We start from the raw sequence: 14,292 nt of genomic DNA on the forward strand, positions 1-14,292 counted from the left end.
CGGCCGAGCGCGCTGCCGCCGAGGCCGCCGCCGCTGAAGCCGCCGCGCAGGCGGCCGCCGCCGCCAATCCGCCGCCGGCAGATCCCGCTGCCAAGCCAGGAGCGTAAGACATGGTCATGGCGCTTGAAGACAAGGACCGCATCTTCACCAATATGCACGGTCAGCGGGATTGGGGGCTGGACGGCGCCCGCACGCGCGGCGATTGGGACGGCACCGCCGATATCATGGCGCGCGGCCGTTTTGCCGTGGTCGATGAGATCAAGGCGTCCGGCCTACGCGGCCGTGGCGGCGCAGGTTTCCCGTCCGGTCTGAAATGGTCCTTCATGCCGAAGGATCGCGGCGCGAAGCCGGCCTATCTCATCGTCAATTGCGATGAGAGCGAGCCCGGCACCTGCAAGGACCGCGAGATTTTGCGCAACGAACCGCATAAGCTGGTCGAGGGCTGTCTGCTCGCCGGTTTCGCGATGGGCGCGACCGCCGCCTATTGCTATATCCGCGGCGAATATCACCTGGAATATACGCGTCTGCAGGCAGCCGTAGAGCAGGCCTATGCGGCCGGCCTGATCGGCGAGAACGCTTCCGGCTCGGGCTATGATTTCGACGTCTTCGTGCATCGTGGTGCCGGCGCCTATATCTGCGGCGAAGAGACGGCGATGCTGGAAAGCCTCGAAGGCAAAAAGGGCATGCCGCGCTCCAAACCGCCTTTCCCGGCGGCGATGGGCCTGTACGGTCTGCCCTCGACGGTCACGAATTGCGAGACGGTGGCGGTCGCGCCGACCATCATGCGCCGTGGCGCGCAATGGTTCGCGAGCTTTGGCCGCGACAAGAACCAGGGCACCAAGCTGTTCTGCATCTCGGGCCATGTGAACCGGCCCTGCACCGTCGAGGAATCGATGGGCATCACGATGCGCGAGCTGATCGACAAGCATGCCGGTGGCGTGCGCGGCGGCTGGGACAATCTTCTGGCGATCATTCCGGGCGGCGTCTCCGTCCCCATGATCACCAAGGACATGGCCGAAAAGGCGCTGATGGATTTCGACAGCCTGCGCGAAATGCGCTCAGGGCTAGGCACCGGCGCCGTCATCGTGATGGACAAGTCAACCGATCTGATCAAGGCCATCGCGCGCATCTCGGCTTTCTACAAGCATGAAAGCTGCGGCCAGTGTACGCCTTGCCGCGAAGGCACGGGCTGGATGATGCGGATCATGAACCGCATGGTCGAAGGCCGCGCCGAAGTCGATGAGATCGACATGCTTGAGCAGGTCACCCGTCAGGTCGAAGGCCATACGATCTGCGCGCTGGGTGACGCGGCGGCCTGGCCTATTCAGGGCCTGATCCGGCATTTCCGCCCCGTGATGGAGGAGCGCATCGCCGCCTATAAGGCGGCGCGCGGCTTGTCTCCCACGGCCACGCAACCCATGGCGATCGCGGCGGAGTAGCACCGATGACCAAGCTGACCATCGACGGGATTGAGGTCGAGGTTCCTGCCGGCTTCTCCGTGCTGCAGGCGGCGGAAGCCGCCGGAAAGGAAATCCCGCGCTTCTGCTTCCATGACCGGCTTTCGGTCGCCGCCAATTGCCGCATGTGCCTGGTGGAAGTGGAGAAGGCGCCGAAGCCCGTCGCCTCCTGCGCTTTCCCGGTGGGTGAGGGCATGGTGGTGAAGACCGACAGCCCGCTGGCCCGCAAGGCCCGTCGCGGCGTGATGGAATTCCTGCTCATCAACCATCCGCTGGATTGCCCGATCTGCGATCAGGGCGGCGAATGCGATCTGCAGGATCAGGCCATGGCCTATGGCCGTGACCATTCCCGCTATACCGAGGATAAGCGCGCGCAGCGCGACAAGGACCTGGGGCCGCTCGTTCGCACCGTCATGACGCGCTGCATTCAGTGCACGCGCTGCATCCGCTTCGCGACCGAAATCGCGGGCGTGCCGGAACTGGGCGGTGTCTCGCGCGGCGAGAATATGGAAGTCACCACCTATGTGCAGAAGGCTCTGTCGTCGGAGCTGTCCGGCAATCTGGTCGATATCTGCCCGGTCGGCGCGCTGACCTCCAAACCCTATACGTTTAGCGCCCGGTCGTGGGAGCTGAAGAAGACCGACAGTATCGACGTGATGGACGCCGTCGGCTCCGCCATCCGCATCGATACGCGCGGTCCGCAGGTCATGCGTATCCTGCCGCGCCTGAATGAGGACGTGAACGAGGAATGGCTGGCCGATAAGTCCCGCCATATCGTGGACGGTCTTACCCGTCGCCGGCTCGACAAGCCCTGGCTGCGCGTGGGCGGCAAGCTGCAGCCCGCGACCTGGGAAGAGGCCTTTCTCGCCATCGCCGGCCGCCTGAAGGATGTCGCCGGTGATCGTATCGGCGCGCTGGCGGGTGACCTCGCCGATGCCGAGAGCATGCTGGCGCTGAAGGACCTGCTCGCCTCGCTCGGCTCCCGCAACGTCGATGCCCGTCAGGGCGGTGCCGCTTTCGACACCAGCCGCCGTGATTTTTATCTGTTCAACAGCACCATCGCCGGCATCGAAGAGGCTGACGCGCTGCTGCTGATCGGCACCAATCCGCGTCACGAGGCGCCGATCCTCAATGCCCGTATCCGCAAGCGCTGGCGCCAGAACCGCCTTCCCGTCGGTGTTATCGGCCAGGCGGCCGATCTGACCTATCCGTCCGAGATCCTGGGCGCCGGCCCCGACGCGATCACCGCGCTGCTCGACGGCAGCCACGCTTTCGCGGACGTGCTCGCCGGTGCGGCCAAGCCGATGATCGTGGTGGGTGAGGGGGCTTTGCAGGGTCCCGGTGGTGCAGCCGTTCTGGCCGCCGCCTGGGCCTTGGCTGAAAAAGTCGGTGGCTTCGTCGAAGGCTGGCACGGTTTCAACGTGCTGCATCGGGCCGCGGCCCGTGTCGGCGCGCTCGACCTCGGCTTCGTGCCGGCAGCCGGTGCCAAGGATTGGGCCAGCATGGTCGCCGGTGGCGTCGATGTGCTTTGGCTGCTCGGTGCCGATGAATTCGCGGCCAGCGCCATCGCGCCGGAAACCTTCGTCATCTATCAGGGCCATCACGGTGATCGCGGTGCGGCCCGCGCCGATGTCATTCTGCCGGGCGCCGCTTACACTGAAAAGAGCGGCACCTACGTCAATACCGAAGGCCGCGTGCAGTGCATTCAGCCGGCGACCTTCCCGGTGGGTGATGCCAAGGAAGATTGGCGCATCCTGCGCGCCTTCAGCGCGGTGATCGGCAAGACCTTGCCCTATGACAGCATCGCCGCCCTCCGCGCGCGTCTGGTCGCCGTCAACCCGATCTTCGGCACCGTTGATACCTTCACGCGACTGGCGACGACAGATAAGACCGGCCCGGTTAATACCGGTGCGGCGCTGAGCAGCGCGCCTTTCGCGATTGCCATCGCCGATTACTACCAGACCGATCCGATCAGCCGCGCGAGCCCGACCATGCAAGCTTGTACTGAGACCTACGTCCCCGTTCTGCAGGCGGCGGAGTAAGAGACGGTCATGGGTTTCTTCTCCACCATTCTGGGCCAGATCATCCTCGCGGCCCTTGAGACGCTGGCGGTGCTTGTCCCGCTGCTGATGATCGTGGCTTACGCCACTTACGGCGAACGCCGCGTGATGGCGGCCATGCAGCTGCGCAAAGGGCCGAATGTCGTCGGCCCCTTCGGTCTGTGGCAGCCCTTCGCCGACGCCGTCAAAATGGTGATGAAGGAAACCATCGTGCCGAGCGGCGCGAACCGGGTTCTGTTCATGATCGCGCCGATGCTGACCTTCGGCCTTGCCATGGTCGCCTGGGCCGTGGTGCCGACCGGCAACCACCTGGCGGTCGCCAATATCAATGTCGGTATTCTGTATCTTTTCGCGATCAGCTCGCTCGGCGTCTACGGCATCATCATCGCCGGCTGGGCGTCCAATTCCAAATACGCCTTCCTCGGTGCGCTGCGCTCGGCCGCGCAGATGGTCAGCTACGAAGTCTCCATCGGCTTCGTCATGGTCTGCGTCCTGCTGTGCGTCGGCAGCCTGAACCTGAACGACATCGTGCGCGCGCAGAACGGTCTCTGGTTCTGCATTCCGCTTTTCCCGATGTTCATCGTCTTCTTCATCTCGGGCCTGGCCGAATGTAACCGCGTGCCCTTCGACTTGGCGGAAGGCGAGAGCGAGATCGTCGCGGGCTTCATGGTGGAATATTCCTCCATGAGCTACGCCATGTTCTTCCTCGGCGAATACGCGAATATGACGCTGATGAGTGCGATGACCTCCATCCTGTTCCTGGGTGGGTGGATGTCGCCGGTGCCGTTCCTGGCCTTCATTCCCGGACCGATCTGGCTGATCCTCAAGATCTGCTTCGTCATGTTCGTCTTCATCTGGGTGCGCGCGACTTTCCCGCGCTTCCGGTATGACCAGCTGATGCGTCTGGGCTGGAAGGTCTTCCTGCCGCTGTCGATCGGCTGGATGGTGCTGACCGCCGCCGCGCTCGAAATCTTCGGATGGCTGCCCCATGGCTGAGTTTCATAAAGCCAGCTTGGCTGCGACGACTAAAAGGGGAATGGAATAATGGGTGTCCTCGACCGTGCAGCGCGCAGCCTCTTGCTGACGGAACTCGTCGGCGGCATGGCCATCACGCTCCGCTACATGTTCAAGCCGAAGGTGACGATCAACTATCCCTTCGAGAAGGGGCCGCTATCCCCGCGTTTTCGGGGTGAGCATGCGCTGCGCCGCTATCCCAATGGGGAGGAGCGCTGCATTGCCTGCAAACTGTGCGAAGCGATCTGCCCGGCCCAGGCCATCACCATCGAAGCCGAACCGCGCGAAGACGGCTCCCGCCGGACCACGCGCTATGACATCGACATGGTGAAATGCATCTATTGCGGCCTCTGCGAGGAAGCCTGCCCGGTCGATGCGATCGTCGAAGGCCCGAATTTCGAATACGCGACCGAAACGCGCGAGGAGCTGCTGTATAACAAGGACAAGCTGCTCTCGAACGGCGACCGCTGGGAGCCGGAGATTGCACGGCGCCTCGAACTAGACGCCCCGTACCGGTAACAGCGCGCCATGATCTTCGCTCAAATCTTCTTCTATATCTTTGCCGCCATCCTCATCGTCTCCGCGGTGATGGTGGTGACGTCCCGGAACCCGGTTCATTCCGTGCTGTTCCTGATCCTGTGCTTCTTCAACGCGGCTGCCTTGTTCCTGATCGCGGGGGCCGAGTTCCTGGCCTTCATCCTGCTGATCGTGTACGTCGGCGCCGTCGCGGTGCTGTTCCTGTTCGTCGTCATGATGCTCGACATCGACTTCACCGAACTGCGCGCGGGCGTGCAGCGCTACGCGCCGATCGGCGCTGTCGTCGGCATCATCCTGCTGCTGGAACTGGTGATGGCGGTGGGCGGTTGGAAGATCGCACCGGCGGCCGCCGTGCTGCGTATGTCGCCGATGCCGCTTGGCATCAGCAATACCGACGCCATCGGCCGTATCCTTTACACGCAATATGCCTTCCTGTTCGAAACCTCATCGGTCGTGCTGATGGTCGCCATGATCGGCGCCATCGTGCTGACGCATCGGGAACGGACGCGCTCGAAATCACAGAACATCGCGCGTCAGAACGCCCGCCAGCCGGCCGATACGCTGACCATGATGGATGTGCCGATCGGCGTCGGCGTGAAGCAGCTCGGCATCCTGCGGCCCGGCCCGGCGCTGGCCGCGCCGGGCGAGAAGATCACGCTGCCGGAGACAGATCATGTCGCCGTCACGCATAAGCCGGGAGCGCATTGATATGCCCATTGGCATCGGCCCCTATCTGGTCGTCTCCTCCATCCTGCTGGTGGTGGGCATCTTCGGGATCTTCATGAACCGGAAGAACGTCATCACCATCCTGATGTCGATCGAACTCATCCTGCTCGCGGTGAACCTGAACTTCGTGGCCTTTTCGGGCCAGCTGCATGACCTCACCGGGCAGATCTTCACGATGTTCGTGCTGACGGTGGCCGCGGCCGAGGCCGCCATCGGGCTCGCCATCGTCGTCACCTACTTCCGCAACCGCGGCTCGATCGCGGTCGAAGACGTCAATCTGATGAAGGGCTGAGACGTGATCTTCGCTATTGCCGTCTTCGCACCGCTCTTCGGCTCGCTGATCGCGGGTCTGTTCGGTCCTTGGCTCAAGGACCAGGGCGCTCAATTCGTCAGCATTCTGGCGATGCTCATCGCCGCCGTCTGCGGCGTCATCTCAGGCGTCAGCCTGCTCTCGGGCTCGGCTCACCCGACCACCGTCGCCATCGCCGAATGGCTGCATGTCGGCGGTTTCCAGGTCGATTGGGCGCTGCGCTACGATAGTCTTTCCGCCGTCATGGTGCTGATGGTGACGGTGGTCTCCACCCTCATCCACATCTATTCGGTCGGCTATATGAAGGGCGACCGCTCGGTCCCGCGCTTCTTCTCCTACCTGTCGCTGTTCACCTTCGCCATGCTGATGCTGGTGACGGCCAATGACCTGGTGCAGCTGTTCTTCGGCTGGGAAGGTGTCGGCCTCGTCTCCTACCTGCTCATCGGCTTCTGGTATGAGAAGGATTCGGCGAATGCGGCGGCCATCAAGGCCTTCGTCATGAACCGCATCGGCGATCTGGGCTTCGCGCTCGGTATCGGCCTTGTGTTCTTCCTGTTCGGCTCGGTGCGCTTCCCGGACATCTTTGGCGCCGCTGCGGCGCAGAGCCATGCCGTCTACCACCTGTTCGGCACCAATCTGCATGCGCTGGACGTGATCGGCATCCTGCTCTTCATCGGTGCCATGGGTAAGTCGGCCCAGCTCGGTCTGCACCCCTGGTTGGCGGATGCGATGGAAGGCCCGACGCCGGTTTCCGCCCTCATCCATGCGGCCACCATGGTCACCGCCGGCGTCTTCCTGATGGTGCGGATGTCGCCCATCCTGGAATACGCGCCGGTCGCGCTTGCGGTCGTCGGCATTGTCGGCGGCACCACGGCGCTGTTCGCGGCGACGATCGGCTGCACGCAGACCGACATCAAGCGCGTCATCGCTTATTCGACCTGTTCGCAGCTCGGCTATATGTTCGTGGCCGTCTCGGTCGGTGCCTATCAGGCCTCGATCTTTCACCTCATCACCCATGCCTGCTTCAAGGCGCTGCTCTTCCTCACGGCGGGCTCCGTCATCCACGCCATGTCGGGCGAGCAGGACATGCGCAAGATGGGCGGTCTCGCGAAGCTCATTCCTTATACCTATGCCATGATGTGGATCGGCAGCCTGGCGCTGGCCGGCATTCCGCCGCTGTCGGGCTATTTCTCGAAGGACGCCATCGTCAACGCGGCCTTCATGGGCCAAGGCGGCGGCTATGCCTGGTTCTGCGTCGCGGCTGCGGCCTTCCTGACGGCCTTCTATTCCGGGCGTCTGCTGTTCATGACCTTCCACGGCAAGTCGCGCGCGGATGAGCATGTGCTCAGCCATGTGCATGAAAGCCCGCTGGTGATGACGGGGCCGCTGTTCTTCCTGGCCCTCGGCGCCATCTTCGTCGGCGGTATATTCGCGCATGACTTCATCGGCGCGGATCAGGCCAAGTTCTGGAACGGCGCCATTTCCGCCATCAACCACCCGTCGATCCTGCTCGATATCGACAAGGTTCCCTTCCTGATCGGTATCCTGCCGACCATCCTCGGCGTCCTCGGTTTCGCGCTGTCCTATGTGATGTATATCGCGCGCCCGGAACTGCCCGCGATGCTGGCGACGCGCTTCGCGCCGGTCTACCGACTGCTGCTGAACAAATACTATTTCGATGAGATGTATGACGTCATCTTCGTGAAGCCCTATTACGCCATCGCCCGCGCGATCTGGCATGTGGGGGACGAGGATATCATCGACGGTATTCCCCGCGGCGGCGCCGGCATCGCGCGCTTCTCGGCCGGCGGCATCGCCCGGATACAAAGCGGCTCGCTGGCCCAATACGCCTTTGTCATGCTGATCGGACTTGTCGTCCTGATCACCGTCTTCCTGATCTTCCGGTGAGCCCGATGAACCAAGCAGGCTTCCCGCTTCTGTCACTGCTGACCTTCCTGCCGCTGGCGGGCGTGGTCGTCATCTTCTGCCTGCGCGGCGATGAAGAGGCGACGGCCCGCGCGGCCCGTTGGACCGCACTTTGGACCAGCCTCATCGTCTTCGTGCTTAGCCTCGTGCTGTGGTTCGATTTCGACAAAAGCTTCGTGGGCTTCCAGTTCCAGGAAAACCTGCCCTGGCTGCCGCAATACGGCGCCTCCTACCGGATGGGCGTCGACGGCATCAGCGTCATGTTCGTGCTGATCTCGACCGCGCTGACGCCGATCGCGATCCTCTCCGCCTGGAAACAGGGCGGCGGACGCGCGCGGGAATATATGACCGCCTTCCTGGTGCTTGAGACGACCATGATCGGCATCTTCAGCGCGCTCGATTTGCTGGTCTTCTTCGTCTTCTTCGAAGCCGTGCTGATCCCGATGTTCGTCATCATCGGCGTCTGGGGCGGGGAACGCCGGCGCTATGCCGCGATCAAATTCTTCCTCTTTATGTTCGCCGGCTCCATGCTGATGCTGCTCGGCATCGTCGCGCTGTGGATCCATGACGGCACCACCAGCATCCCCGACATGCTGCATATCCCGCTGCCCGCGCATCTGCAGTTCTGGCTGTTCCTGGCCTTCTTCGCCGCCTTCGCGGTGAAGATCCCGATCTGGCCGGTGCATACCTGGCTGATCGACGCGCATCGCGAAGCGCCGATCGCAGGTTCCGTTCTGCTCGCCGGCGTGCTCGCCAATATGGGCGGTTACGGCTTCCTGCGCTTCTCGGTCAGCCTGCTGCCGCAGGCCTCCCAAAGCTTCGCGCCGCTGATGTTCGCGTTGGCGGTCGTCGCCATCATCTACACCTCGATCGCGGCGCTGGTGCAGCGTGACCTGCTGAAATTCTGCGCTTATTCCTCGATCGGCCATATGGCCATCGCGGTCGTCGGCATCTTCACCTTCTCGGTGCAAGGCATCGAAGGCTCGCTCTTCCGCATGCTGTCCCATGGCTTCATCACGGCCGCCTTGTTCATCTGCGTCGGCGTGCTGATGGACCGGATGCGCAGCCAGAGCATGGACGGGTACGGCGGGCTGGCGCGCACCATGCCCTTCTATGCGCTGCTGTTCATGATCTTTGCCATGGGCACTGTCGGCCTGCCGGGCACTGCCGGGTTCATCGGCGAAATCCTGGTCATCGTGGCCGCCCTGAAGGTAAACTTCTGGCTGTCGTTGCTGACCGGCACGACGCTGATCCTGAGCGCGATCTACACGCTCGTCATGTATCGGCGTGTCATCTTCGGCGGGCTGGAACGGCCCGAGCTGAAGGTGCTGCAGGATATCGGCCCGCGTGAGATCGTCATGCTGGTGCCGCTGGTGATCCTGACCATCTGGATGGGCATCTATCCCTCCAGCTTCTCGACCTTCTTTGACGCGACGGCGAATGCCATGGCCCAGGCCCATACCGTGGCTTTGGCCGGCACACCCGCGCATCTGGCCTCTGCGGCAGGCAATCTCGCCGTGGGCAGCGTTACGGCCGGGGGGGCCAACTGATGAACTGGTTGGTCGCACTCCCCGAACTCGCGCTATCGCTATGCGGGCTCGCCATTCTGATTGCCGGCGTCTTCTCGCCCAATAAGCATGCCTTCCAGCTGACCAGCATGCTGTCGCTCGGCGCCTTGCTCGGTGTCGGCGGGTTGGTTCTGGTCTCGCCGACCGGCCTCGGTTTCGGCGGCTTGTTCATCAACGACGCTTTCAGCCGTTTCGCGCAATTGCTGATCCTGGCCGGTGCCGGCCTCGCCATCATCCTCTCGCTCGATTTCAATGAGCGCGAGGAGGGCATGGCCCGTTTCGAATACCCGGTCCTGATCCTGTTCGCCTCGGCGGGCATGATGATCATGGTCGGCGCCACCAACCTCATGACCCTTTATCTCGGGTTGGAGCTGCAGTCCCTCGCGCTGTATGTCGTGGCGGCCTTCGCCCGCGACAGCCTGAAATCCTCGGAAGCCGGTCTCAAGTATTTCGTCCTCGGCTCGCTCGCCTCCGGCATCCTGCTCTATGGCATGACGCTGACCTACGGCTTCTCGGGCAGCACCGATTTCATCCATATCGCCAAGGCGCTGGTTACCAGTACGCCCTCCGTCGGCCTCGTCATCGGCATGGTTTTCGTGATGGTCGGCATCGTCTTCAAGATCGCCGCCGTGCCTTTCCACATGTGGTCCCCGGATGTGTACGAGGGCGCGCCGACATCGGTGACGGCGCTGTTCGGCTCCGCCCCGAAAGTGGCGGCCATGGCTCTGCTCATCCGCGTGATGGCCTGGCCCTTTGGCCATCTGTTCGTGCAATGGCAGCTGCTGATCGAGATCATCGCCATCGCTTCGCTGATCCTGGGGGCGCTGGCGCCGCTGGTGCAGACCAATATCAAGCGCCTGATGGCCTATTCCTCGATCGGCCATGTCGGATACGCGCTGATGGGTCTGGCCGCCGGCAACGGCAATGGCATCAGCGCCATGCTGGTCTATCTCGCGACCTATATCTTCATGACGCTCGGCGCCTTCGGCATCATCATCGCCATGCGCCGTCAGGGCCGTCCGGTCGAGAAGATCACCGACCTCGCGGGCCTCGGCCGCAACCATCCGGGTCTGGCGATTGCCATGACCATCTTCATGCTCAGCATGGCCGGCGTGCCGCCGCTGTCGGGTTTCTTCGGCAAGCTTTACGTCTTCCTGGCCGCGATCCAAAGCGGGCTCTGGCTGCTCGCCGTTATCGGCGTCATCACCAGCGTCATCGGCGCCTATTACTACCTGCGTATCATCAAGCTGATGTATTTCGATGCGCCGGAAGGCGCGTTTGACCATCCGGCGCCGTCGCTATCTTTCGTCGTGGCGCTAACCGGCGCGGTGACGCTGCTGTTCATTCTGGTGGCGGGTCCCGTCACCACCGCGGCGCAGGCCGCGGCCATGGCCCTGTTGGGGTGACGGATAGCGTCGCGGCAGATCTGCTTCCGCTTGCCTCGGGGTATCGGCTCGAAGAAGTCCAGCTGATCCCTTCCACCTCGGATGCCTGCATCGCCCGCGTCCATGAAGGCGCGGCCGACGGGCTGGCCATTCTGGCGGCGGCGCAGTCCGCCGCCCGCGGCAGTCGCGGCCGAAGTTGGAGCGCACCGCTCGGCAATCTCTATCTGTCTGTCCTGCTGCGGCCGCGCAATGCGGCCGAGGCCGGTGGTGCCGGGCAATGGGCGCTGCTGGCCGGCCTCGCTTTCGTCGAGGCGCTATCGGCCTATGACGCCGACCCTGAGCAGCTGACCGTGAAATGGCCGAATGACGTGCTGCGCGCCGGTGCGAAGCTCGGCGGCGTGTTGGTCGATGCCGGCATGGGAAAGAATGGCCTCGATTGGCTGGTCATCGGCGTCGGCGCCAATCTGGCGGTTGCACCGGTGGTGACAGGGCGCCTTACCGCCGCGATCCTGCCCCGCGCGGGGACTGCGCCGTCACCGCGCGACGTCGCCCACAGCTTTATCGCGCGAATCGCGTATTGGCGCGGCTTGCTGGCCGAGCGAGGCTTCGCGCCCATTCGGTCGGCCTGGATGGCGCGTGCCCACCCGATCGGCACCCCGATCGCAGTCCGCGACGCCCGCGGCGACAGCATGGCGGAAGGGACCTTCGCCGGGCTATCGGAAACCGGCGAGTTGTTACTATCCATGGGCGAAACAACGCGCGCCATCTCCACAGGTGATGTGCTTTTGGGCCAAGGGAGCTGACCCGCCATGCTTCTGGTGATCGATGCCGGCAATACGAATATCGTTATGGCCTTGCATGATGGGTCTGGTTGGCGCGGAACCTGGCGCATTTCGACCGATGCGCAACGCACCTCTGACGAATATGCCGTATGGCTGATGACGCTGATGCGTCATAGCGGGCTGGAACCGAAGACGGTCAGTCGGGCCGTCATCGGTATCGTGGTGCCGGCGGCGCTCTATCATCTGCGCCGTCTGTGCCGGGAATGGTTCGAGGTCGAGCCGATGATCGCATCGGCGGAGCTCGATTGGGGTTTTGAGATAAGGGCCGACGCGCCGACCGAAGTGGGGGCGGACCGCCTGCTGAATACGCTGGCCGCCCATCACAATTACGGGGGGCCCTTGGTGGTTGTGGATTTCGGCACCGCCACCAATTTTGATGTCGTGGACCAGGATGGAAATTTCGTCGGCGGGATCATCTCGCCGGGTGTCAATCTCTCGATCGAGGCCTTGCACAGAGCCGCCGCGCGGTTGCCGCGCATTGCGATCGGCCGGCCTCAGGTCGTGATTGGACGCTCGACGGTACCCGCCATGCGGTCCGGCATTTTCTGGGGCTATGTCGGCATGGTGGAAGGGCTGGTGGCCCGCATCCGTGGCGAGCTCGGTGTGCCGATCAAGGTGATCGCGACCGGCGGACTCGCCCCGCTTTTTGCCGAAGGCACCGCAATTTTCGAATCGATCGACCCCGATCTTACGCTGGAGGGGATGCGCTTGTTGGCGCTGCGCAATCCCGCTCCCAGCCTGCCGAAGGACTGGAAGCGCCATTCCACAGGAGATTGACCAAGGATAAGGGCCTAATGACCAATTATGACGACGATCTAGCTTTCCTCCCGCTTGGGGGGACGGGCGAGATCGGCATGAACTTGAACCTCTACCGCTGCAACGGGCAGTGGTTGGCGGTTGACTGCGGCCTGGGCTTCGGCGGGCCGGAACATCCCGAAGTGGATGTCATGGTGCCGGACGCGAGTTTCATTGCGGAGCGGCGCGACAAGCTGCTCGGCCTTGTGATTACCCATGCTCATGAAGACCATCTGGGCGCCGTCGCCTGGCTGTGGCGCGGCTTGCAATGTCCGGTCTATGCGACACCGTTTGCTGCCGCCGTCCTGCGGCGCAAGCTGACGGAAGCCGGATTGCTGAGCGAAGTGCCGCTGTATGTCGTGCAGTCGGGCAGCACGCTGGTGCTGGGTGATTTTTCCATCGAATTCGTCGCCATGGCGCATTCGGTGCCGGAAGCGCAGGCGCTTGCCATCACCACGCCGTACGGGGTGATCCTGCACAGCGGCGACTGGAAGCTGGACCCTGATCCGGTCGTGGGACCGGTCTCGGATGAGGCGACCTTGAAGCGCCTGGGTGACCAGGGCGTGCTCGCCATGGTCTGCGATTCGACCAATGCGCTGGTCGAAGGCCATTCCGGGTCGGAAGCCGAAGTGCGCCGCGCCTTGCCGGAACTGATCCGTCATCTGAGCGGTCGGGTGGCGATCACCTGTTTCGCGAGCAATGTCGCGCGGCTGGAAAGCATAGCGCTCGCCGCCAAGGCCGTCGGCCGCCAAGTGGCGATTGCCGGGCGGTCCTTGCGTAATATCGAGGCAGCCGCCCGCGAATGCGGCTATCTGGCCGATGTACCGCATTTCCTGAGCGAAGACGCGGCGGCGGATGTGCCGGATGACAGGCTTCTGCTCATCCTCTCGGGCAGCCAGGGCGAGGCGCGGAGTGCCATGTCCCGCGTGGCGCTCGATACGCATCCCCGCATCGCATTGGGGGAGGGCGATACCGTCATCTTCTCCAGCCGCGTCATTCCCGGGAATGAGCGGGCGATCAGCCTGGTGCAGGATAATCTCGTCCGTCGCGGCGTAAGGCTGATGACGGACAATGACCATATGATCCATGTCTCGGGCCATCCGGCGCGGGACGAGCTGCGGCGGATCTATGCGCTGGTGCGGCCGACTTATTCCGTGCCGGTCCATGGCGAATGGCGGCATCTGACGGCTCATGCCGGCCTGGCGGGTGAAGCCGGCGCCAAGCCGTTGATGCTGGAAGACGGCGATATTCTGGAACTGGCACCCGGCAAGCCGCAGATTATCGACAGCGCGCCGGTGGGCCGCCTGGCGGTCGACGGCAATCGGCTGGTGCCGATGACGGGCGGCGTGCTGGCGGCGCGCCGGCGCATGCTGTTCAACGGTGTCGTCATCGGCAGTCTGGTGGTGGATGAGCAGGGCCGTATTCGCGGCAATGCCCAGATCAGCGCGCCGGGACTCTTCGATACCGAAGACCCTGAGCGCACGCGCATGGAGGCAGAGTTCACAGCGGCCGTCGCCGATCTGCCGGCGCCGCTGCGGCGGGATGATTTCGCCCTCGCGGAATCGGCCCGTGCGTCGCTGCGCCGTGCTGTCGGCAAGCGCGTGCAGAAGCGCCCGTTGGTCGATGTGCATCTGATGCGGATCGCCGGATAGTCCGGTTTGGGGACGGGCTG

General features: G+C 63.6%; 12 protein-coding genes. All 12 read left to right on the plus strand.

Annotation, left to right across the window (positions count from 1 at the left end; genetic code table 11):
- Window positions 1-116: 116 nt before the first annotated feature.
- From nuoF to ACELLULO517_RS16675, 12 genes are read left to right on the plus strand one after another with little or no spacing between them, the layout of a single operon-like run.
- Entirely contained in the window at window positions 117-1,439 is a 1,323-nt protein-coding gene (gene nuoF, locus ACELLULO517_RS16620; protein WP_456304392.1) for an NADH-quinone oxidoreductase subunit NuoF, read from the plus strand.
- A gap of 5 nt (window positions 1,440-1,444) precedes the next feature.
- Window positions 1,445-3,499, plus strand: coding sequence for an NADH-quinone oxidoreductase subunit NuoG (nuoG, locus tag ACELLULO517_RS16625; protein ID WP_227308522.1), 2,055 nt, complete (start codon window positions 1,445-1,447; stop codon window positions 3,497-3,499).
- A 9-nt stretch (window positions 3,500-3,508) separates the two neighbouring features.
- Window positions 3,509-4,513, plus strand: coding sequence for an NADH-quinone oxidoreductase subunit NuoH (nuoH, locus tag ACELLULO517_RS16630; RefSeq protein WP_227308523.1), 1,005 nt, complete (start codon window positions 3,509-3,511; stop codon window positions 4,511-4,513).
- Between the two features lie 48 nt (window positions 4,514-4,561).
- On the plus strand, window positions 4,562-5,050 hold the full coding sequence (gene nuoI, locus ACELLULO517_RS16635) for an NADH-quinone oxidoreductase subunit NuoI (RefSeq protein WP_227308524.1): 489 nt from the start codon (window positions 4,562-4,564) through the stop codon (window positions 5,048-5,050).
- Between the two features lie 12 nt (window positions 5,051-5,062).
- Window positions 5,063-5,776: an NADH-quinone oxidoreductase subunit J gene (locus tag ACELLULO517_RS16640; RefSeq protein WP_406566275.1), complete on the plus strand. Its 714-nt coding sequence runs from the start codon at window positions 5,063-5,065 to the stop codon at window positions 5,774-5,776.
- Between the two features lies 1 nt (window position 5,777).
- Window positions 5,778-6,086 carry an NADH-quinone oxidoreductase subunit NuoK gene (gene nuoK / locus ACELLULO517_RS16645; protein WP_227308526.1) on the plus strand — a complete coding sequence of 103 codons (309 nt, stop codon included), beginning with the start codon at window positions 5,778-5,780 and terminating at the stop codon, window positions 6,084-6,086.
- 3 nt (window positions 6,087-6,089) lie between these two features.
- Window positions 6,090-8,012 carry an NADH-quinone oxidoreductase subunit L gene (nuoL, locus tag ACELLULO517_RS16650; RefSeq protein WP_227308527.1) on the plus strand — a complete coding sequence of 641 codons (1,923 nt, stop codon included), beginning with the start codon at window positions 6,090-6,092 and terminating at the stop codon, window positions 8,010-8,012.
- 5 nt (window positions 8,013-8,017) lie between these two features.
- Window positions 8,018-9,580, plus strand: a complete 1,563-nt coding sequence (locus ACELLULO517_RS16655; protein ID WP_227308528.1) for an NADH-quinone oxidoreductase subunit M — start codon at window positions 8,018-8,020, stop codon at window positions 9,578-9,580.
- Entirely contained in the window at window positions 9,580-11,004 is a 1,425-nt protein-coding gene (gene nuoN / locus ACELLULO517_RS16660) for an NADH-quinone oxidoreductase subunit NuoN (protein WP_227308529.1), read from the plus strand. Before ACELLULO517_RS16655 ends, nuoN begins: the two co-directional genes overlap by 1 nt.
- The gene (locus ACELLULO517_RS16665; protein ID WP_227308530.1) at window positions 11,001-11,786 is read left to right on the plus strand and encodes a biotin--[acetyl-CoA-carboxylase] ligase; all 786 of its coding nucleotides are present in this window, start codon (window positions 11,001-11,003) and stop codon (window positions 11,784-11,786) included. Before nuoN ends, ACELLULO517_RS16665 begins: the two co-directional genes overlap by 4 nt.
- Window positions 11,787-11,792: 6 nt before the next feature.
- A complete protein-coding gene (locus ACELLULO517_RS16670; protein ID WP_227308531.1) occupies window positions 11,793-12,602 on the plus strand; it encodes a type III pantothenate kinase in 810 nt (269 codons plus the stop codon).
- Between the two features lie 17 nt (window positions 12,603-12,619).
- The gene (locus ACELLULO517_RS16675) at window positions 12,620-14,272 is read left to right on the plus strand and encodes a ribonuclease J (protein WP_227308532.1); all 1,653 of its coding nucleotides are present in this window, start codon (window positions 12,620-12,622) and stop codon (window positions 14,270-14,272) included.
- Window positions 14,273-14,292: the final 20 nt, after the last annotated feature.

It is taken from the genome of Acidisoma cellulosilyticum (assembly GCF_020621385.1).
GTDB lineage: Bacteria > Pseudomonadota > Alphaproteobacteria > Acetobacterales > Acetobacteraceae > Acidisoma > Acidisoma cellulosilyticum.

What these genes read in the sequence shown, in the direction of transcription:
- nuoH (WP_227308523.1), top strand. Translation starts at nt 3,509, where the DNA reads ATGGGTTTCTTCTCCACCATTCTGGGCCAGATCATCCTCGCGGCCCTT.
- nuoG (WP_227308522.1), top strand. Translation starts at nt 1,445, where the DNA reads ATGACCAAGCTGACCATCGACGGGATTGAGGTCGAGGTTCCTGCCGGC.
- nuoI (WP_227308524.1), top strand. Translation starts at nt 4,562, where the DNA reads ATGGGTGTCCTCGACCGTGCAGCGCGCAGCCTCTTGCTGACGGAACTC.
- ACELLULO517_RS16670 (WP_227308531.1), top strand. Translation starts at nt 11,793, where the DNA reads ATGCTTCTGGTGATCGATGCCGGCAATACGAATATCGTTATGGCCTTG.
- nuoK (WP_227308526.1), top strand. Translation starts at nt 5,778, where the DNA reads ATGCCCATTGGCATCGGCCCCTATCTGGTCGTCTCCTCCATCCTGCTG.
- ACELLULO517_RS16655 (WP_227308528.1), top strand. Translation starts at nt 8,018, where the DNA reads ATGAACCAAGCAGGCTTCCCGCTTCTGTCACTGCTGACCTTCCTGCCG.
- ACELLULO517_RS16675 (WP_227308532.1), top strand. Translation starts at nt 12,620, where the DNA reads ATGACCAATTATGACGACGATCTAGCTTTCCTCCCGCTTGGGGGGACG.
- nuoF (WP_456304392.1), top strand. Translation starts at nt 117, where the DNA reads ATGGCGCTTGAAGACAAGGACCGCATCTTCACCAATATGCACGGTCAG.
- nuoN (WP_227308529.1), top strand. Translation starts at nt 9,580, where the DNA reads ATGAACTGGTTGGTCGCACTCCCCGAACTCGCGCTATCGCTATGCGGG.